We start from the raw sequence: 19,759 nt of genomic DNA on the forward strand, positions 1-19,759 counted from the left end.
GTTCCGTTCAACCAAAGCGGGCATTCTGGTCATATGTCCGCCGAACCCGCACACCCCGCCGCCGAAGGACTGCTCCTTCCACAAGAGCGTTTCCTCAATCGCGAGGAGAGCTGGCTCCAGTTCAATCAGCGGGTCCTGGAACTGGCGGAAGATCCGTCCCTGCCCTTGCTGGAGAGGGTCAGGTTTCTGGCGATCTTCGCCAGCAACCTGGACGAGTTCTTCCGGGTGCGGGTGGCCGGCCTCAAGCGGCGGATGGCCACCGGCCTGTTGCTACGGACCAAAAGCGGGTTGAAGCCCCGCGAGGAGCTGGCCAGGATCGCCGCCATAGCCGACGATCTCGCCCAGCGGCACTCGGCCTGCTTCCACGACCGGCTCTGCCCGCAGCTGGCCGCCGAGGGCATCGAGATCACGCACTGGGAGGAGCTCGGCCGGGACGAGCGCACCGAGATGCGCAAGCTGTTCCGGGAGCGGATCCGGCCGGTGCTGACGCCGCTGGCCGTCGATCCCGCCCATCCTTTTCCCTATATTTCCGGCCTGTCACTCAACCTTGCCGTTACCGTCCGAAATCCCACGACCGGTCACACCGTGTTCGCCCGGGTGAAGGTGCCGAGCCAGCTCCCCCGCTTCGTGGCGGCGTCCAAGGACCGTTTCGTCCCGCTCGAAGAGGTGATCGCCGCCCACCTCGGCCAGCTCTTCAAGGGCATGGAGGTCGTCGAGCACCACGTCTTCCGGGTGACCCGCAACGAGGACCTCGACGTGGACGAGGACGTCACCGAGAACCTCATGCAGGCGCTGGAACGGGAGCTGCTCAAGCGCCGCTTCGGCCCGCCGGTCCGGCTGGAGGTCGAGGACACCATCACGCCCGAGGTGCTCGACCTGCTGGTGGACGAGCTGGGGGTGGCCGACCACGAGATCTACCGGCTGCCCGGCCCGCTGGACCTGACCGGGCTGCACGCGATCGCCGACCTGGACCGGGGAGAGCTGGGCTTCCGCCCCTTCGTGCCCGCCGAGGTCGTCCACGTCGAGGACGACATCTTCGCGGTGCTCCGCGAACGGGACGTGCTGCTGCACCACCCGTACGACTCGTTCGCCACGAGCGTGCAGCGCTTCATCGAACAGGCGGCGGCCGATCCGAGCGTGCTGGCCATCAAGCAGACGCTCTACCGCACCAGCGGCGACTCCCCGATCGTGGACGCGCTGGTCGACGCGGCCGAGGCGGGCAAGCAGGTCGTCGTGGTGGTGGAGATCAAGGCACGCTTCGACGAGCGTGCCAACATCACCTGGGCGCGCAAGCTGGAGCGGGCCGGCTGTCACGTGGTCTACGGGGTGGTGGGACTGAAGACCCACTGCAAACTGGCCCTCGTCGTACGGCAGGAGCCCTCGGGCGAGCTGCGCAGCTACTGCCACATCGGCACCGGCAACTACAACCCCAAGACCGCCCGGGTCTACGAGGACCTGGGGCTGCTCACCGCCGATCCGCTGGTCGGCGAGGATGTCACCGACCTGTTCATCCACCTGACCGGATACTCCAGCCACTCGGCCTACCGGCGGCTGCTGGTCGCCCCGCACTCGATGCGCGGCGGGCTGCTGGCCAGGATCGAGCGGGAGACCTCCCACCAGCGGGCGGGCCGCCCGGCCGCCATCCGGATGAAGACGAACTCCCTGGTGGACGAGCCGGTCATCGACGCGCTCTACCAGGCCTCCCAGGCGGGCGTCCCGGTCGACCTGTGGGTGCGCGGGGTGTGCACGCTGCGGCCTGGCGTTCCCGGACTGTCGGAGAACATCCGGGTCAGGAGCGTGCTGGGCCGTTTCCTCGAACATTCGCGGATCTACGAGTTCGGCCGGGGACGCAGGCCAGAGATCTGGATCGGCAGCGCCGACCTGATGCGCCGCAACCTGGACCGCCGGGTGGAGGCGCTGGTCAAGGTCACCAGCCAGCAGCAGCGGCTCTACCTCAGCGACCTGCTCGACCGGGCGGCGTCGGAGGAGACCTCCACCTGGTGGCTCAACTCGGACGGGACGTGGACCCGGCACCGGGGCGACGACCTGCAGACCCATCTGATCGGTACCCGGAGGTGGAGGACGATTGATGACTGAGCCGGACGTCCATCCGACTGACATGATCCGCGCCGCGGGCGCGGTGGTGTGGCGGGGCACGGAGTCCGCACCGGAGGTCGCCCTCGTCCACCGGCCGAAATACGACGACTGGACGTTCCCGAAGGGGAAGCTGAAGCCCGGTGAGCACGTCATCGCGGGCGCGTTGCGCGAGGTCGCCGAGGAGACGGGGATCACCGCGCTGCTCGGCCGGTCGCTGCCGCCCATCCACTACCTGAAGGGCAAGCGGCTCAAACGCGTCGACTACTGGGCGGCCCGGGTGGCCTCCGGGGACCGGTACACCGCGGTGGACGAGGTCGACGAGGTGGTCTGGCTGCCGGTGAAGGAGGCCAGGCGGCGGCTGACCTACGAGTGGGACGCCGGGCTGCTCCGCGCGCTCACCGCGGTCCCCCTGGAGACCACGCCGCTCATCCTCGCCCGGCACGGCCTGGCCGGGTCACGCCAGGACTGGGAGGGCGACGACGACGAGCGGCCGCTGGACGCGGCCGGCGCGATGCAGGCCGAGGTACTCGCGGACGTGCTGTCCGGCTACCGTCCCACCGACCTGATCAGCTCCCCCAGCAGGCGGTGCGTGCAGACCCTGGAACCGTACGCCGAGCGGCTCGGCCTGGAGATCCGGCGCGAGCGCCTGCTGTCGGAGACCCACTACGACCCCCGTGCCTGCCTGCGCCTGGTCACCAAGGCGATGGCCTCGGACCGGCCCGCGGTGATCTGCAGCCACGGCAAGGTCCTGCCCGAGCTGATCGCCGGGGTGAGCGACCGGCCGGGGGACGTGCAGCTGCGCAAGGGCGCGTTCATGGTGCTGCACCACGCCGCCGGCAGGATCGTGGGCATGGACCGCTACCTCACCTGACGGCTCACCGCCCGCGGACCTCCCTCACCTGACAGGTCCTCGCCCGCGAACCCCGCACCTGACGGCTCCCCGCCCGAGGACCTCCCTCACCTGACAGGTCCTCGCCCGCGAACCCCGCACCTGACGGCTCCCCGCYCGGGGCCCTCCCTCACCTGACAGGTCCCCGGCGGGGTCAGAGGAGCTTGCCGACGGCCTCCGTGGTCTCGTCCCAGACGCGGGGGAACTCCTCGAAGGCGCGCTCGGCGGCGGCCCGTTCCAGGCCGGTCAGCACGCCGTAGGTGAAGGTGTCCTCCCCCGACTGGCGGGCGGTCTCGGCCTCGGCGGCCAGCCGGCCCTGCGCGACGACGCCGTCCAGGTGGGTGCCGAGCACTTCCTGTACGGATTCCGCCTGTTTGGCGAGCTTGTTCATCCCGAGCGCCTCGGCGGTGTAGCGTGCCCGCTTGGCCGCCTTGCGGACGTCGTGCATGGCGGGCTCGCGCTCGGCGGGGTCGGCGACGGCCTGGGCCCGGTCGTAGGCCCTGGTCACCCGGCGCCAGCTCTTGGCGGCGAGGGCGTCCAGAGTGCCGGCGGGCTTACCGGCGGCCTTGGTGAGCGGGGGGGTGCCCATCAGGTCGTCGAGGGCGTCGAGCAGGGCGAAGTAGCGCTCGCCGCCGAGCACCTCCCTGATCCGGTCGTACGCCTCGTGCTCGGCGTCCAGCAGGTCGGAGCTGAGGCGCGCCCGCACCGGGCCCACGATCAGCGCGGCGTCCAGGCCGTCGAGCCTGCCGGCGAACCGCTCGCGGACGACCTCCAGGTCACGTGCCTCGCCGAGGACCTGGCCGAGCCACCTGAGCTCCTCCTGGAGGCGCTCGCTCCCCTCGACGACCTTCTTGAACGACCTCAGCGCGCTGCGCAGCCGGCGGCTGGCGACGCGCATCTGGTGCACGGCGTCCTCCTCGGCCCGCCGTACCCGGGGGTCCTGAGAGAGCAGGGCGCCCGCCTGGGCGGACAGGTAGCCCATGACGACCTCTCCGGCGGACCCCGGCACGGTCTCGGCGTGCGGCGGCCCGGGGACGGGCGCGGCGGCGTTGAGCAGGCGGGAGAGCTTGCTGGCGGAGTCGGCGGGGGCGGCTCCGGCCTTGGTCAGCCGCTTGCCGGTCTTCCGGAGCAGCTTCTCGTCGCCCTCGATCAGCTCCGCCTCGACCTCGCGCCAGCGCTCGACGTGCGGCTCCGCGCCGAGCACCGTGCCCTTGACCCTGTCGTCGGCGATCTCCACCAGCCGTACTCCGGCGCCGTTGACCAGCTGGGTCACGGCGCGGCGGGTGTCGAGTTCGGCGATCGGGGCGAGGGGGGCGCCCCGGGTGTAGGCCAGCACGAGATCCGCCAGCTCGGAGGGGACGATCTTGACGCTGCGGGTCAGGGGGTGGGTGATCTCCTGCCGGACGCCCTTGGCCTTGGGCAGCTTGAGGTGCCAGCCGGGATCGGTCCCGCCCCTGCGCCGCCGCAGGGTGATGCCCCGCGCGGCGAGCCTCAGATCAGGGGTGTCGAAGTAGAGCGCGACGAGCCGGTGGGTCTTGGGACCGACGGCCTCCGTGATTCCCGGTAGACCGGTCAGTTCGGGGATCTCGTAGTCCACTGGTACGTCGAATTTGTCCTCGATCTCTATTGCCACAGGCCATCCCCTGATTTGCCCAGATATCCACCGCGTTCCAGCAGTATTTATTGATGCCCGGTTATTCGTCTAGAAACTCTGGGCAGTCGATCATTTCTGGGCGACGACGAAGATCCGGCGGAAGGGGAAGACCGTCCCGTACGGCCGCCGCGGGTAGGCCTCGTTGAGCAGGGCGGCGCAGTCGCCGAGGAAGGCGCCTCTCTCACCGGGGTCCAGCCGGTCGAGCATGGGACGCAGGGCGGTACCGGTGATCCACTTGAGCACGGCGTCCTCGCCGGGGAGCACGTGCAGGTAGGTGGTCTCCCACGCGTCCGCCCGGCAGCCCAGCGCGGTGAGCCGGTCGAGATAGCCGGCCGGGTCGTCGACCGGCGACTCCCTGGCCAGATCGCCGAGCCGGTCGCGCCATTCCGTCCGGCACAGCTCGCGGACCAGCGCGTGGCTGGGGGCGTCGAAGTTGCCCGGCACCTGGAAGGCGAGCCAGCCTCCGGGGGCGAGCGCGCCGGTCCAGCGCGACAGCAGCTCCCGGTGCTCGGGCACCCACTGCAGGACCGCGTTGGACACGATCACGTCCACCGGCCGCTCGGGACGCCAGTGCGTGACGTCGGCGACGGAGAAGGTCAGCCGGTCCCTGGCCCGGGCCTTGCCGATCATCGCGGGTGAGGAGTCGAAGCCGTGCACGTCGGCGTCCGGCCAGCGCCTGGCCAGTTCGGCGGTGAGCTCGCCGCTGCCGCAACCCGCGTCGACCACCCGTCCGGGACGCTCGGCGGATATCCTTGCGACAAGGTCGAAGAAGGGCCGCGAACGCTCGTCGGCGTAGCGGCCGTAGATCTCAGGGTCCCACATATCTCTTGACATCAAGATAATTGATATCGAGCGAGATATCTCGATGTCAAGAGAGATACACTCGTGTCATGACCCTGCACCACGCGGACCACGACGCCGACCGCCCCGCGGACGAGGTCGACCGGCTGGTCGCGGCCTGGCGCCAGGAGCGCCCCGACCTGGACGTGGAACCCCTCCAGGTGCTCAGCCGGGTCTCCCGGCTCGCCCGCCACCTGGACCGTGCCCGCCGGGCCTCCTTCGCCGAACACGACCTGGAGAACTGGGAGTTCGACGTGCTCACGGCCCTGCGCAGGGCCGGCGAGCCGTACGAACTGAGCCCGGGAGCCCTGCTCCGCGCGACCCTGGTGACATCCGGGACGATGACCAACCGGATCGACCGCCTCGCCGCCGCCGGGCTGGTCCGCAGGCGCCCCGACCCCGAAGACCGGCGCGGCGTCCTGGTCTCCCTGACCGACGCCGGGCGGATCCGGGTGGACAACGCCTTCGCCGACCTGCTCCGCCGCGAGCGCGAGCTGCTGGCAAGCCTCGGAAAACATGAACAGCAGGCCCTTTCGGGCCTGCTGCGCACGCTACTCGTCCCTTTTGACGCGACCGACACCGGAGCGCACTGAGCACTCTGCCCGCGCAGAGCGGGATAAACCGATTGAGATCAACGGGTGTTCATTCGCCGAGGCGGTCGGCCAGCTCCAGCCACTCCGCCTCGATGCCGTCCTTCTCGGCGAGGATGTCCTTGAGCTCGGCGTCGAGCGAGGCCAACCGGCCGTAGTCGGCGGCGGCATCGGCCATGGAGGCGTGCAGCTTGGCCTCACGGCCGCTCAGCCTGTCGAGCTGGCGCTCCAGACGCGAGAGCTCCTTGCGGAGCTCGCGCTCCTCCTTGGCCGACAGGCCGGACGCGGAGACCTGCGCGCCTCCCGCCGGAGCCGTGTCCGCGGGAGCCGCTGTGCCGGAGGCCGCCCGTGCCGACAGCGCCGCACCCGAGGCGCGCCGCGCCAGGTATTCGTCGACGCCGCCGGGGAGCATGGACAGCTTGCCGTCGCCGAGCAGGGCGACGATCCGGTCGGAGACCCGCTCCAGGAAGTAACGGTCGTGGCTGACCAGGATCAGCGTGCCCGGCCAGCCGTCGAGCAGGTCCTCCAGCTCGTTCAGCGTCTCGATGTCGAGGTCGTTGGTCGGCTCGTCGAGCAGCAGCACGTTGGGGTCGTCCATCAGCAGGCGCAGCAGCTGGAGCCGCCGCCGCTCGCCGCCGGACAGATCGCCGACGACCTTCCACTGGGCGTCGCCCTTGAACCCGAGACGCTCCAGGAGCTGGGAGGCGGTCCACTCCTTCTTGCCGACCTGGATGAACTTGCGGACCTCCTCGACGGTCTCCAGCACCCGGCGCGTGGGGTCGAGCTCGCCCAGCTCCTGTGACAGGTGCGCCAGGCGGACCGTCCTGCCCCGCACCACCTTGCCGGAGTCGGGCTGGACCGTGTCGGCGAGCAGCCGCAGCACCGAGGACTTGCCGGAACCGTTCACGCCGATCAGGCCGATCCGGTCACCCGGGCCGAACTGCCAGGTGGAGTGGTCCAGGACCAGCGGGCCCTGACCGGGACCGCCGGCGTGCAGGGTGACGTCCTCAAGGTCGTAGACCGTACGGCCCAGCCTGGCCGCGGCGAACTTGACCAGCTCGACGGTCTCCCGGGCCGGGGGCTCGTCGGCGATCAGCGCCTGGGCGGCGTCGATGCGGAACTTGGGCTTGGAGGTGCGCGCGGGCGGGCCCCGGCGGAGCCAGGCGATCTCCTTGCGCATCAGGTTCTGCCGGCGCGCCTCGGCGGAGGCGGCGATCCGGGCGCGCTCGGCCTTGGCCAGCACGTAGGCGGCGTATCCGCCCTCGTAGCGCTCGACCGAGCCGTCCACGACCTCCCAGGTCCTGGTGGAGACGGCGTCCAGGAACCACCGGTCGTGGGTGACGACCAGCAGCGCGGTCTTCCGGCCGGACAGGTGCCTGGCCAGCCAGTCGATGGCCTCGATGTCGAGGTGGTTGGTGGGCTCGTCCAGGATGATCAGGTCGTGCTCGTCGATGAGCAGCTTGGCGAGTGCCGTACGGCGCCGCTCGCCACCCGACAGGCTGGCGGCGAGCGCGGTGAGATCGATGTCGCCGAGCAGGCTGGAGAGGATCTCGCGGATGCCCGCGTCACCCGCCCACTCGTGCTCGGGCCTGCCGCCGAGGACGATCTCCTGCACCGACAGCGCCGGGTCGAGATCGTCGCCCTGGGACAGGCTCGCGACGTGGAGACCGCGGTTGTGGGTGACCCGTCCGCCGTTGGGCTTGAGATCACCGGCGATCACCGAGATGAGCGTGGTCTTGCCGCCGCCGTTGCGGCCGACCACCCCGATGCGGTCGCCCGCCTCGATGCCGAGGGAGACGCCGCTGAGCAGCGGCTTGGGACCGTAGGAGTGGGAGACCGACTCAAGATTGACCAGATTCATCGCTCTACAAGCGTATCCGGTCCCGGCCTATACCACCGTCGGACCGGGGACGGGGCCGTAGGCGGTGATGACGTCGCGGGCCACGCCGGCGGCCTTGAGGGACAGGGCCAGCTCGCCCGCGTGGGCCTCGGACTCGGCGAGGAAGGCGCAGGTGGGACCGGAGCCGGAGACGAGGGTCCCGACGGCGCCCTGCTCGCGACCGGTCTCCAGGGTCCGGGCGAGGGAGCGGCGGAGCATCACGGCGGCGGGCTGCAGGTCGTTGGCCAGCTCCGAGCCGAGGGCCTTGGCGTCTCCCCGGCGGAGCGCGGCCAGCAGCGGGTCGGCGGCCCGGGGCCAGGCGATCTCCTCGCCGGTCGCCTCGCGCATGCGGTCGCACTCGGCGTAGACCTTGGCCGTGGACAGGCCGCCGTCGGCCAGGGCGAACACCCAGTGGAACCGGCCGCCCACCTCCAGCGGGGTGAGCCGCTCCCCCCTGCCGGTGCCGACGGCCGTACCGCCGAGCAGCGCGAACGGGACGTCGCTGCCGAGGTCGGCGGCGATCTCCATCAGGTCCTCGACCGGCAGGCCGAGGCCCCACAGCTCGTTGCAGGCGACCAGCGCGGCCGCGGCGTCGGCGCTGCCGCCGGCCATGCCGCCCGCCACCGGGATCGCCTTACGGATGATCAGGTTCACGCCGTAGGAGCGCCCCGCGTGCCTGGCCAGCGCCAGGGCGGCCTGGATCGCGAGGTTGTCGCCGTCCTCGGGCACCTGGTCGGCGGACTCGCCCTCGACCCGGACGCTCATCCCGGTCTCCGCGGTGGCCGTCACCTCATCGAAGATCGAGACGGCGTGGAAGACGTTCACCAGGTCGTGGTAGCCGTCGTCACGGAGCGGCCCGACCGCCAGCTGCAGGTTGACCTTCGCGGGCACACGGACGGTCACGGAGTTCATGAGTCCCTCATCGGCGCTCGCTTGCTCGTCACGGTGTCCGATCGTAACGGGGTCTCCGCCCGCCTCACGCGGATCCCCCGGTGAATCGCCCTACACGCGGTTCTCGGCGATCCGCGCGAAATCCTCCACGGTGAGCTGTTCACCACGCTCCGAGGGGTCGATCCCGGCGGCGCGGAGCGCCTGCTCCGCGGCGGCGGCCGTACCGGCCCAGGAGGCCAGGGCGGCGCGCAGGGTCTTGCGGCGCTGGGCGAAGGCGGCGTCCACGACGGCGAACACGTCCTCACGGGCGGCCCTGGTCGCGGGAGGCTCGCGGCGGGTCATCGCGACCAGGCCGGAGTCGACGTTGGGGACCGGCCAGAAGACCGTGCGGCCGACGGGCCCGGCCCGCCGGACGTCGGCGTACCAGGCGGCCTTGACCGAGGGGATGCCGTAGATCTTCGATCCGGGTGCGGCGGCCAGCCGGTCGGCGACCTCGGACTGGACCATGATCAGGATGGTGCGCAGGGACGGCAGGGTCTCCAGCAGGTGGAGCACCACCGGGACGGACACGTTGTAGGGCAGGTTGGCGACCAGCGCGGTCGGCAGGTCCTCCGGCAGGTCACCGGGGAGGACCCGCATGGCGTCGGCGAGCACCACGGTGAGGCGCTCGGCGAACTCCGGGGCGCGCTCGGCGACGGTCAGCGGGAGCTGGGCGGCCAGGACCGGGTCGATCTCCACCGCCACCACGCCGCGGACCTCGGGGAGCAGGGCGAGGGTGAGCGAGCCCAGCCCGGGGCCGACCTCGATGACCACGTCGTCCGGCCGCAGCCCGGCGACCCGGACGATCCGGCGGACCGTGCCGCCGTCGATCACGAAGTTCTGGCCGAGCTTCTTCGTCGGGCGGATATCCAGCTTCTCCGCCAAATTACGTATCTCCACCGGACCGAGAAGGCTCATGCTGGTTCTCCGCCCGGCGCGACGGCACCTGCGTCCGCCGGGCCGCTGTGCCCACTGAATCGTTCGCTGCGCTTGCTCACGGCTGCACTCCCCACGTCATCCGACAAGTTTCGCGCATCGAACACACTGCGACGACGCGTGATGGACACGGGAGGTCCCGTTGTGGATAACGTTGCCGTACGGGGGATCGTCGGTGAGGAAGGGAATCCGCCCCGTGATGAGGACGTGAACCAGCCCGGTGCCGAAGGGTTGCGCCCCGGCGATCCGGAGCAGGTCGGGGGTTACCGGCTGCTCGGCCGCCTCGGCGAAGGCGGCATGGGGACCGTCTACCTCGCACTGGCCCCCACCGGCAGGCCGGTGGCGGTCAAGATGGTCAAGGCCGAGTTCGCGATCGAGGAGGGGTTCGCCGCGCGGTTCCACGCGGAGGTGCGCAACGCCCGGCGCGTGGCCTCGTTCTGCACCGCCCAGGTGCTCGACAACGGCAACGACGGGGACGGCCGGCCGTACATGGTCACCGAATACATCGCCGGCACGCCGCTGTCGCGTCAGATCGCCCAGCACGGCGCGCTCGAAGCCGGCCCCCTGCACGGGGTGGCCCTCGGGGTCGCCGCCGCGCTGGCCGCGATCCACGTCGCCGGGCTGGTCCACCGCGACCTCAAGCCCGCCAACGTGATCCTGTCCATGTCGGGGCCCCGCGTGATCGACTTCGGCATCGCCCGCGCCCTGGACTCCACCCAGAGCTTCACCCAGTCGGGCGAGGTGCTCGGCAGCCCCGGCTGGTGGGCCCCCGAGCAGGTGCGCGGCCTGGAGATCACCCCGGCCGCCGACGTCTTCGCCTGGGGATGCCTGGTCGCCTACGCGGGCAACGGCCGTCACCCCTACGGCCGGGGCGACCTGGTCACCATGGCCACCCGGCTGCTCAACAGCCCGCCCGACCTGGGCGCGCTCCCCGCTCCGCTCGACGACCTGGCCCGCCGGGCCACCGCGATGGACCCCTACCAGCGGCCCACCGCCCAGGACCTGCTGCTCGCCCTGGTCGGCGGCGGGATCGCGGCACCGGCCGGGCCGGTCGCCGCCCCGGCGGATCCGCCCACCCTGATCGCCGGCGACATGCTCAGCCGGTCGTGGCGGCCCCCTGCCAACGTGGAGCCCGACTCCACCCAGACCCTCGGCGTGCTGGGCGTGAACGCCCCCTCGGTCTCCTCCGCCCCGGACCCGCTCACGGCCCCGTCCGCCGTCCTGGCTCCGGTCCCGCCCGGTACGGCACAGGCCCAGCCCTCGGTCCCGTCCGGTGCGGCACAGGCCCCGCCCGGTGCGGCACAGGCCCCGCCCGGTGCGGCACAGGCCCCGCCCGGTACGGCCGCCGCCGGGCGGTCGCCGCGCAGGCGCCGGCTGCTCGCCGTGCCGGCCGTGGCCGCGGCCCTGGCCGTCACGGTCGCCGTGCTGGTGAACACGGGCGACGAGGCCGGGCAGGGGCCGGCGGCCGTCGCCACCGCCGGCGTCACCGACGTGGGCAGGCGGATCGCGACCGGCTCCCTCCTCGACGACCCGCAGCTGATCATCTCCCAGGCCCCGCGGTGCGGCCTGACCGCCTACCAGGGCACCGCCCCGGTCCGCGGCCGGTTCTGCGCGGTCCGGTGGACCCTGCTCAACACCGCGGGGACCGCGGCACCGATCAGCAGCACCCCGCTCATCCTGGTGGACGACCGCGGCGCGACCCACAGCCCGGAGCCAGTCTCGACGGGCCTGCCGGGCACCCTGGCCCCCGGCGGCAGGGCGGACGGGGTCCTGGTCTACGACCTGCCGCCGGCCCGCAAGCCGCTGAAGCTGACCGGCCGCGTGATCGAAGGGGGATCGGAGATCGAGGTGAGGCTCTCTTGAGGCTTCTGGCGTCCCTGCTGGTCACGGCCATGCTCGCGGTGCCACCCGCCGCCGGGACCGCCTCCGCCCTCTCCGGTGCCTGCTCGGGGGCGAGCGCGAGCGACTTCGACGGCGACGGCACGGACGACGCGGTGGTCGGCGACCCGTTCGCGGACCACCACGGGATCGCCGGCGCCGGCGCCGTGCACGTGCTGCTCGGGCGGGGCGAGGGCGCGACGGTCGTGAGCGCTCCCGAGCCCGGCGCGGGCGACGGCTTCGGATGGTCGGTGAAGCTGACCCACCTCGACGCCGACCGCTGCGCGGACCTGCTGATCGGCGCGCCGTACGCGGACGTCTCGGGGCTGCGGGACGCGGGCGCGGTCTACGCCGTGTACGGCGGGGCGGGACGCACGGCGGTCCGGCTGGTCGCCCCCCGGCCGGAGCGCGAGGCCCACTTCGGCTGGTCCCTGGCCTCCGGCGGCACCCTGGTGGCGGTCGGCGCGCCATACGAGGACGCCGACGGGGTGGCCGACGCGGGGGCGGCCTACCTGTTCGAGACCGGCGCGCTCGGCGAGGGCCGGCGGATCTCCCAGGACAGCGAGGGCGTCTCCGGCAACAGCGAGGCCGGAGACATGTTCGGCTGGTCGGTGGCGATCGGCAGGCTGGGCGGTGTCCCCGGCGAGCAGGACCTCGCGGTCGGCGCGCCCTACGAGAACGACGACGGGCTGGGGCGGCAGGACGGCGAGGGCATGCTCGACTCGGGATCGATCGCCGTGCTCTTCGACGTACGCACTGCCCGGGGCGGATACGCCGGCAGGAAATGGGACCTGCACGAGATCGTCGACGCGGACGCGGGCGACCGGTTCGGTTACGCGATGGCCTACGCCGAGGAGGGCGACGTGGGCTACCTGGCGGTGAGCGCGCCGCTCGGCGACGGCGGGCGGGTGAAGGACTCCGGGCTGGTCCATCTCTTCCAGGCGTCCAGCACGGCGGAGATCACCCCCGCGGGCGTCTTCGACCAGGGGGCGGAGGGCGCCGCCGGCGAAGGATACGGCTTCTCGCTGGCCTTCACCGGCGAGGGCGGCGCCCGGCTGGCCGTGGGAGTCCCGTTCGACGGGCCCGGCCAGCGGGGCGGCGTACGGCTGGTGCCGGTGCGGGATCCGGGACGGACCCGGCTGGTCGGCCGGGGCGGGCCCGGTGACCGCGCCGGCTGGTCGGTGGGGTTCAGCGGGAACCGCCTGGTGGTCGGCGCACCGGACCGGAACGGCTCGGGAGCGGTGGCCCTGCTGGGCCGCAACGACTCCACCGGGATCCCGCTCGCGCCGGGGACCGGCGAGGTGCCCGCCCTCGACGGCGGCGGCCCGGCCGACTTCGGCGCCGCGGTGGGCTGACCCGGCTGACCTCTGCCACCGGAGGACTGGTCCCGTCCGTGCCGGGGCGGATCACCAGGCGCCGAAGACGGCCTCCCCGTTCGCGCTGATGGCCTCGGCGAGCCCGGCCGGCTCCATCCCCTTGACCTCGGCCAGGCAGCGCAGCGTGAGGGGGATGAGGTAGGGCGCGTTGGGCTTGCCCCGGTGCGGGGTCGGCGGGAGGTAGGGCGCGTCCGTCTCGACGAGCATCAGCTCCTTGGGCGCGACCGCCGCGGCCTCACGGAGATAACCGGCGTTCTTGTAGGTGACCGGGCCGGAGAAGGACATGAAGTAACCGGCCTCGGCGCACCGGCCGGCCATCTCGGCGTCGCCGGAGAAGCTGTGGAAGACCACGACGTCCGGGGCACCCTGGTCGGCCAGGACGCGCAGCACATCGTCGTGGGCCTCGCGATCGTGGATCACCAGGGCTCTGCCGGTCCGCTTGGCGATCTCGATGTGCGCCCGGAAGCTGGCGTGCTGGTCGTCCTTGGACGCCCAGTCACGGTAGTAGTCGAGCCCGGTCTCCCCCACCGCCCTGACGTGGGGGAGGCGGGCCAGCTCCTCGATCTCGGCGAGGGTCTCGGGCGTCGAGGCGTGCGCCTCGTTGGGATGGATCGCCACCCCGGCGTAGACGTCGGCGTGGAGCCCGGCGGTCTCGGCGTTCCAGCGCGAGGACGGCAGGTCGTAGCCGATCGTGACGAGCCTGGTCACGCCTACCGAGCGGGCCTCCCGGAGAATCCCCTCGACGCTCGCCTGAGCCGCCTGGGCGGCCAGGGCGACGGGGTCTCCCGAGGACGCCTGGCGGTTGCCCACCATGATGTCCAGATGGCAGTGGCTGTCGAACACCTCGGCGGCCAGGGGTTCGGGGACGGCGGGAAGCTTCGTCGTGCTCACGGCACCCAACCTACCGAGGAGCCGATACGGCCCGCGCCGGGACCGCCGGGCGCGGGCCGTGGACGCGCGCTACCCGTCCGGGCCAGCGCACGACCCCGTTCGGACCGGCGCACACCGCCAGGCCGGGCGGACAGACGCGCGTCACCCGGCCAGGCGGACCGACCGGCGCGCGTCACCCGGCCAGGCGGGCGAGCTCCTCTTCGACGATCTTCGGGTCGAGCTTGGTGAACAGCGGGGTCGGCGGGGCGAGCGGGGTGCCGGGCCGGATCGGGGTGGACTCCCAGCGGGCGGCGCCCTCGTAGGAGCCGGTGATGATCGGGTAGGACCGGCCGTTCTCCTCGGTGACCTCCTGGATCTCCGGCATTCCCGACCACACGCCGGTGCCGCCGAGCATCGCGTAGATCTTGTTGGAGGAGCTGGGCAGGACCGGGGTGAGCAGGGTCTTGGCGTCGTCGACGACCTGGAGCGCCACGTGGAGGATGGACTTCACCCGCTCGGGGTTGTCCTTGATCTTCCACGGCTCCTGCTCGGCGAGATACCGGTTGGCCTCGCGGATGACCTCGAACGCCTCGTTCGTGGCGTTCTTGAACCGGGAGGCCTCGAACTCGGCGCCGGCTTTCGCGAAGGCCGCGCGGCTGCGCTCCAGCATCGCCCGGTCGGCGTCGGTCAGCTCGCCCGCCTCGGGGATGACGCCGAAGTTCTTGGCGGCCATCGAGATCGAGCGGTTGACCAGGTTGCCCCAGGCCGCCACCAGCTCGCCGTTGTTGCGGTTGAGGAACTCCGACCAGGTGAAGTCGGTGTCCTGGCTCTCCGGGCCGGCCACCGCGATGTAGTAGCGCAGCGCGTCGGCGTCGTAGCGGGCCAGGAAGTCGCGCACGTAGATGACGACCTGGCGGGAGGAGGAGAACTTGCGCCCCTCCATGGTCAGGAACTCGCTGGAGACGACCTCGGACGGCAGGCTCAGCGCGCCCAGCGCGCCCGGCTTGCCGTCCCGGGAGCCCTGGCCGTTGTAGCCGAGGAGCAGCGCCGGCCAGATCTCGGCGTGGAAGACGATGTTGTCCTTGCCCATGAAGTAGTAGCCACGGGCGTCGGGGCTCTGCCACCACTGCCGCCAGGCGTCCGGGTCGCCGGAGCGGCGGGCCCACTCGATGGAGGCGCTGAGGTAGCCGATGACGGCGTCGAACCAGACGTAGAGCCGCTTGTTGGGCTGGTCGCTCCAGCCCTCCAGCGGGATCGGCACGCCCCAGTCGAGGTCGCGGCTCATCGCACGCGGCTGCAGGTCGCCCAGGAGGTTGAGGGCGAACTTCAGCACGTTGGGCCGCCACTCGCCCTGCTTGGACTGCAGCCAGGAGCCCAGCACCTCGGCGAACGCGGGCAGGTCGAGCATGAAGTGCTCGGTCTCGACGAAGATCGGCGTCTCGCCGTTGATCTTGCTGACCGGGTTGATCAGCTGGATCGGGTCGAGCTGGTTGCCGCAGTTGTCGCACTGGTCGCCGCGGGCGCTGTCGTAGTGACAGATCGGGCAGGTGCCCTCGATGTAGCGGTCGGGCAGGGTGCGGGCGGTGGACGGCGAGATCGCGCCCATCGTGGTCTTGGGGAAGATGTAGCCGTTGTCGTAGAGACCCTTGAAGATCTCCTGCACCACGGCGTAGTGGTTGTCCGTCGTGGTCCGGGTGAACAGGTCGTAGGAGAGCCCGAGCGCCTGGAGGTCCTCGACGATCACCCGGTTGTAGCGGTCGGCGAGCTCGCGGGCGCTCACGCCCTCCTTGTCGGCCTGCACCTGGATCGGGGTGCCGTGCTCATCGGTCCCGCTCACCATCAGGACCTTGTTGCCCACCATCCGCTGGTAGCGGCTGAACATGTCGGACGGCACGCCGAATCCGGAGACGTGCCCGATGTGGCGGGGGCCGTTGGCGTAAGGCCACGCGACGGCGGTCAAGATGTGCTGGGACATGATGCCAAGCCTAAGGGACGCGGGCTCAGGCCTTGGTGCTCTCCCGGGATACGGCCTCGGCGGCCTCCTCGGCGGCCGAGGCGGCCACGTCGATGGGAGTCTCCCTGGTGCGGCGGATACCGAGGATGCTGACGAACAGCGCCGCGAAGATGGTCTGGAAGCTCATGATCAGCGCGGTGGCCGAGGGCACGACCAGACGCAGCGACTCCGACGGGATCAGCGTGCCGAAGCTGCGCGTCTGCCAGTGGACCAGCGAGGCGACCAGGCCGCCGAGACCGGCCAGGGCCAGCAGGCCTCCGACGACCAGGCCCTTCTCCAGGGTCACGATGTCGACGAGCTTGCGCACCCGCCTGTCCTCGGGCAGGAAACCCTCCTCCGCCGCGTAGACCTTGGTGAACACCGCGAACAGCACCGCCTGGAAGCCGATCACCATCGCGGCGGAGGCGCCGACCAGGGTGTCGACGTCGAAGGCGAGCTTGCCGATGTAGACCGGGCCGAAGGTCAGGGTGGCGCCCGCGACCAGGCCGAGGGTCATCAGGACCATGCCGGGGATGAGGAACAGCCAGCGCGGGCTGTAGAGCATGAGGAAGCGCAGGTGACGCCAGCCGTCGCGCCAGGAGCGCAGGTGCGGCGGACGGGAGCGGCCGTCGGGCGACAGCGTGGTGGGCACCTCGCGCACGTCCAGCCCGGACAGCGTCGAGCGCACCACCATCTCGCTGGCGAACTCCATGCCGCCGGTCTGCAGGCCCAGCTTGAGGATGGAGTCGCGCCGGAAGCCGCGCAGCCCGCAGTGGAAGTCGCCGATGGCGCTGGGGAAGAACAGGCGGCCGATGAAGGAGAGCACCGGGTTGCCGAGGTAGCGGTGGAGCGGGGGCATGGCGCCCGGCGCGATGCCGCCCTTGAACCGGTTGCCCATCACCAGGTCGGCGCCGTCGCGCAGCTGCTCGACGAACGGCAGCAGCGCGGTGAAGTCGTAGGAGTCGTCGGCGTCGCCCATGATGACGTACCGGCCCCGGGCCGCGCGGATGCCGCCTATGAGCGCGTTGCCGTACCCCTTGGCGTCCACATGCACGACCCGGGCCCCGGCGTCTCGCGCGAGCTGCTGCGAGCCGTCGGTGCTGCCGTTGTCGGCGATCAGCACTTCTCCGTCGATCCCGTGTTCCTGCATGCAGGCCAGTGCCTTGCGTACGCAGGTCTCCACGGTCTCCGCCTCATTCAAGCAAGGCATGACCACGGTCAGTTCCACGTCTCAACCCCTCGTATACGGCACAGGCCAATCTCATCATGATGCCCTCTATCGTCTACTGCGCGGGTCAACTCCGTGAAACGACTGGCATCCTGTAATGCATGGTGACCGTCGCCGAACGAGCACGTCTGGAGACGCCTCCAGGCGACTGGAGCGCACGTCTGTGGGCGTTCCTACGCCGCCACCGCGTGTTCGTGGCCGCGCTGTCGCTGGCGTTCGTGCTGCGTGTCGTCACCATGCTCGGGTACGGGCCGGCGCTGTGGTTCAACGACTCCTTCGAATACGTGTCGGGGGCGGTCAACCCCGACAGGCCCAGTGCCCTGCGCCCGAACGGTTATTCCTTCTGGCTCCTCCTGCTGCGCCCCTTCCACAGTTTCGGCCTGGTGGCCTTCGTCCAGCACCTGATGGGCCTGTCCATCGCGGTGCTGGTCTACGCGCTGCTGCGCAGGAGGTTCGGCCTGCCCGGCTGGGGGGCGACGCTGGCCACGGTGCCGGTGCTGTTCGACGCCTACCAGATCCAGCTCGAGCACCTGATCATGTCCGACACGATGTTCATGCTGCTGGTCGTGGGCATCGTCACGCTGGTGCTCTGGCACCGGAAGATGTCCTGGCGGCTCGGCGCGGTCATCGGCCTGCTGCTCGCCCTCACCGCGCTGACCCGGTCGATCGGGCTGCCGATCCTCGCCCTGGTCGGCGCCTACATGCTGATCAAGCGCACCGGCTGGAAGCCGGTCACGGCGATGCTGACCGCGTGCGCGATCCCGGTGGTCGCCTACATGGGCTGGTTCGCCTCCGCGCACGGCACCTTCTCGATGACCAGCAGCGACGGGGCGATCCTTTACATGCGGACCGCGCTGTTCGCCGACTGCAGGAAGATGGAGCTCGACCCCCGCAAGGATCTTGAGATCGCGCTGCTGTGCATCACCGACCCGCCGAGCGAGCGCAGCTTCTCCGGACAGAACTACCTGTGGTGGGCCAGGGGCGGCCAGCGCTTCCACGCCTTCGGGACGGGCAGCACGTTCACCCCGCAGATGAACCAGGCCGCCGGGACGTTCGCCAGGCGGGCCATCATGTCCCAGCCCGGCGACTACCTCGCCCGGGTGGCTCTCGACTTCTTCCGCGCCTTCCGCTGGGACCGGCCGCGATTCCCCGACTACGCGACCTTCCAGCAGTACGAGTTCTCCTTCGAGGACAAGGTGCTCCCCGCCTGGGCCTCCTACAAGGGCAACACCGACACCGACGCCCGTAAGTACGACCCGAGCCTGCCGACCGCCGAGATCCGCGGCCGGCCGAGCGTCGTCGGCACCCAGGTCCACGACCCGTGGGCCTCCTTCATGCAGGCCTACCAGCGGACGGTCCGGATGCCCGGCATCGCCGTCGGCGTCCTGCTCCTGATCGGCCTGGCCGGGGTGGCGGTGCGCTGGCGCAAGCTGGGCGGGCCGGTGCTCCTGCCCTGGCTGGCCGCCTTCGGGCTCATCCTGGCCCCGGCCGCGACCGCCGAGTTCGACTACCGCTACCTGCTGCCCGCGGTGCCGCTGGCCTGCCTCGCCGCCGCGATCTCGCTGCGCCGCGGGTTCGCTAGGCCCACCGCGGGAAAAGCATCCGCGCCCACCACTGCGCGTGCGGAATGACCTCGGCGACGAGCACGGGGTGGAGCCAGGCGAAGTTGATCAACGCGAGGATCATGAAGGCCCCGGCGAACGCGGCCCCGACCGCCCTGCGGTTGGGAGCGGCGTCCGCCTTCCCGATGACCAGGCCGGCGGCGAGCACGATCGCCAGGATCATGAAGGGGACCATGGGGATCATGTAGAACAGATACATGGTGCGGTTGTCGGCGATGGCCCAGTAGAACCAGGGCAGCCAGCCGGCGGCGTAGCCCAGCAGGACGGCTCCGGCGCGCCAGTCGCGGGTGGCCACGTACCAGGCGATCATCGCGATGAGCGCGGCCAGCCCGCCGTACCAGATGACCGGGGTGCCGACCCCGAGCACCTCCTGGGCACAGCTTTCCGTCCCGCACCCGCTCTTGGGCGTCTCCCAGAAGAACGCCACGGGGCGCAGCAGCAACGGCCAGCTCCACGGCTCCGACTGGTAGCTGTGCGGGGTCGCCAGGTCGGTGTGGAAGCCGAGGACCTGGAAGTGGTAGTTCAGCCACGACCGGACCGAGTCGAAGACGAAGTACGCGGGTCCCTGCGAGGTCGCCTGGGCCCAGTTGCGCCCCCAGCCCAGCGGGGAGGCGAACCAGCCGCTCCAGGAGACCACGTAGGCGATCGCCGGAGCCGTCGCCATGGCGGTGAGGGCGGTGGGCAGGTCCTTGCCGACCATCCCGCCGTACGGCCGGCGCAGCCCGACCGCCCGGCGGGCCCCGGCGTCCCAGATCAGCGACATGACCGCGAAGGCCACCAGGAAGAAGATCCCCGACCACTTGACCGCGCACGCCGCGCCCAGGCAGAGCCCGGCGGCGATCCGCCACGGGCGCAGCCCCAGCCACGGGCCGTGCTCGCTCAGCGGCGAGGTCTCGTACCAGTCGACCAGGCGGCCACGCGCCCGGTCCCGGTCGACCACCAGGCAGGCGAACCCGGCCAGGACGAAGAACATCAGG

Annotated in this window: 15 protein-coding genes; 6 read left to right on the forward strand and 9 right to left on the reverse strand. The window is 71.4% G+C overall.

Annotated elements, in window-relative coordinates:
* Positions 1-33: 33 nt before the first annotated feature.
* Both CA984_RS05005 and CA984_RS05010 read left to right on the forward strand, forming a co-directional pair.
* Positions 34-2,097, forward strand: a complete 2,064-nt coding sequence (locus CA984_RS05005) for an RNA degradosome polyphosphate kinase (protein WP_086568652.1) — start codon at positions 34-36, stop codon at positions 2,095-2,097.
* Positions 2,090-2,968: an NUDIX hydrolase gene (locus CA984_RS05010; RefSeq protein WP_086568655.1), complete on the forward strand. Its 879-nt coding sequence runs from the start codon at positions 2,090-2,092 to the stop codon at positions 2,966-2,968. The genes CA984_RS05005 and CA984_RS05010 overlap by 8 nt, the downstream gene beginning before the upstream one ends.
* A gap of 172 nt (positions 2,969-3,140) precedes the next feature.
* Here CA984_RS05010 and CA984_RS05015 read toward each other — a convergent pair whose 3' ends face one another.
* Both CA984_RS05015 and CA984_RS05020 read right to left on the reverse strand, forming a co-directional pair.
* Complete coding sequence (locus CA984_RS05015) at positions 3,141-4,619, reverse strand: CYTH and CHAD domain-containing protein (protein WP_086568657.1); 1,479 nt, start codon at positions 4,617-4,619, stop codon at positions 3,141-3,143.
* A 90-nt stretch (positions 4,620-4,709) separates the two neighbouring features.
* The gene (locus tag CA984_RS05020; protein WP_242675737.1) at positions 4,710-5,474 is read right to left on the reverse strand and encodes a trans-aconitate 2-methyltransferase; all 765 of its coding nucleotides are present in this window, start codon (positions 5,472-5,474) and stop codon (positions 4,710-4,712) included.
* A 56-nt stretch (positions 5,475-5,530) separates the two neighbouring features.
* Between CA984_RS05020 and CA984_RS05025 the strand changes: the two genes are divergently transcribed.
* Entirely contained in the window at positions 5,531-6,073 is a 543-nt protein-coding gene (locus CA984_RS05025) for a MarR family winged helix-turn-helix transcriptional regulator (protein WP_012894986.1), read from the forward strand.
* Between the two features lie 49 nt (positions 6,074-6,122).
* Here the strand turns inward: CA984_RS05025 and CA984_RS05030 are convergent, their stop codons facing one another.
* The 3 genes from CA984_RS05030 to rsmA all read right to left on the reverse strand — a co-directional run bounded on the left by CA984_RS05030 (position 6,123) and on the right by rsmA (position 9,797).
* Positions 6,123-7,931, reverse strand: a complete 1,809-nt coding sequence (locus CA984_RS05030; protein ID WP_086568661.1) for an ABC-F family ATP-binding cassette domain-containing protein — start codon at positions 7,929-7,931, stop codon at positions 6,123-6,125.
* A gap of 27 nt (positions 7,932-7,958) precedes the next feature.
* The gene (locus CA984_RS05035; RefSeq protein WP_086568664.1) at positions 7,959-8,861 is read right to left on the reverse strand and encodes a 4-(cytidine 5'-diphospho)-2-C-methyl-D-erythritol kinase; all 903 of its coding nucleotides are present in this window, start codon (positions 8,859-8,861) and stop codon (positions 7,959-7,961) included.
* Between the two features lie 90 nt (positions 8,862-8,951).
* Complete coding sequence (rsmA, locus tag CA984_RS05040) at positions 8,952-9,797, reverse strand: 16S rRNA (adenine(1518)-N(6)/adenine(1519)-N(6))-dimethyltransferase RsmA (RefSeq protein ID WP_031163360.1); 846 nt, start codon at positions 9,795-9,797, stop codon at positions 8,952-8,954.
* A 225-nt stretch (positions 9,798-10,022) separates the two neighbouring features.
* Between rsmA and CA984_RS47685 the strand changes: the two genes are divergently transcribed.
* Both CA984_RS47685 and CA984_RS05050 read left to right on the forward strand, forming a co-directional pair.
* A complete protein-coding gene (locus tag CA984_RS47685; protein WP_278248983.1) occupies positions 10,023-11,678 on the forward strand; it encodes a serine/threonine-protein kinase in 1,656 nt (551 codons plus the stop codon).
* Complete coding sequence (locus tag CA984_RS05050) at positions 11,675-13,048, forward strand: FG-GAP-like repeat-containing protein (RefSeq protein WP_086568667.1); 1,374 nt, start codon at positions 11,675-11,677, stop codon at positions 13,046-13,048. Before CA984_RS47685 ends, CA984_RS05050 begins: the two co-directional genes overlap by 4 nt.
* Before the next feature lie 51 nt (positions 13,049-13,099).
* On the opposite strand, the gene CA984_RS05055 is transcribed toward CA984_RS05050, so the two are convergent.
* From CA984_RS05055 to CA984_RS05065, 3 genes are all read right to left on the reverse strand, one after another.
* Positions 13,100-13,960: a TatD family hydrolase gene (locus CA984_RS05055; RefSeq protein WP_086568669.1), complete on the reverse strand. Its 861-nt coding sequence runs from the start codon at positions 13,958-13,960 to the stop codon at positions 13,100-13,102.
* Positions 13,961-14,132: 172 nt separating this feature from the next.
* A complete protein-coding gene (gene metG, locus CA984_RS05060) occupies positions 14,133-15,914 on the reverse strand; it encodes a methionine--tRNA ligase (RefSeq protein ID WP_086568671.1) in 1,782 nt (593 codons plus the stop codon).
* 25 nt (positions 15,915-15,939) lie between these two features.
* Positions 15,940-17,160, reverse strand: a complete 1,221-nt coding sequence (locus tag CA984_RS05065; RefSeq protein WP_207620736.1) for a glycosyltransferase — start codon at positions 17,158-17,160, stop codon at positions 15,940-15,942.
* Between the two features lie 101 nt (positions 17,161-17,261).
* On the opposite strand from CA984_RS05065, the gene CA984_RS05070 reads away from it, so the two are divergent.
* Positions 17,262-18,791 (forward strand): hypothetical protein, encoded by a 1,530-nt coding sequence (locus tag CA984_RS05070; RefSeq protein WP_086568673.1) that lies wholly within the window; start codon positions 17,262-17,264, stop codon positions 18,789-18,791.
* Here CA984_RS05070 and CA984_RS05075 read toward each other — a convergent pair.
* A partial coding sequence (locus tag CA984_RS05075; RefSeq protein WP_086568680.1) for a dolichyl-phosphate-mannose--protein mannosyltransferase occupies positions 18,739-19,759 on the reverse strand: 1,021 nt, incomplete at its 5' end. The genes CA984_RS05070 and CA984_RS05075 overlap by 53 nt on opposite strands.

Origin of the sequence: Streptosporangium minutum (assembly GCF_002149035.1) — a bacterium.
Taxonomy (GTDB): domain Bacteria; phylum Actinomycetota; class Actinomycetes; order Streptosporangiales; family Streptosporangiaceae; genus Streptosporangium; species Streptosporangium minutum.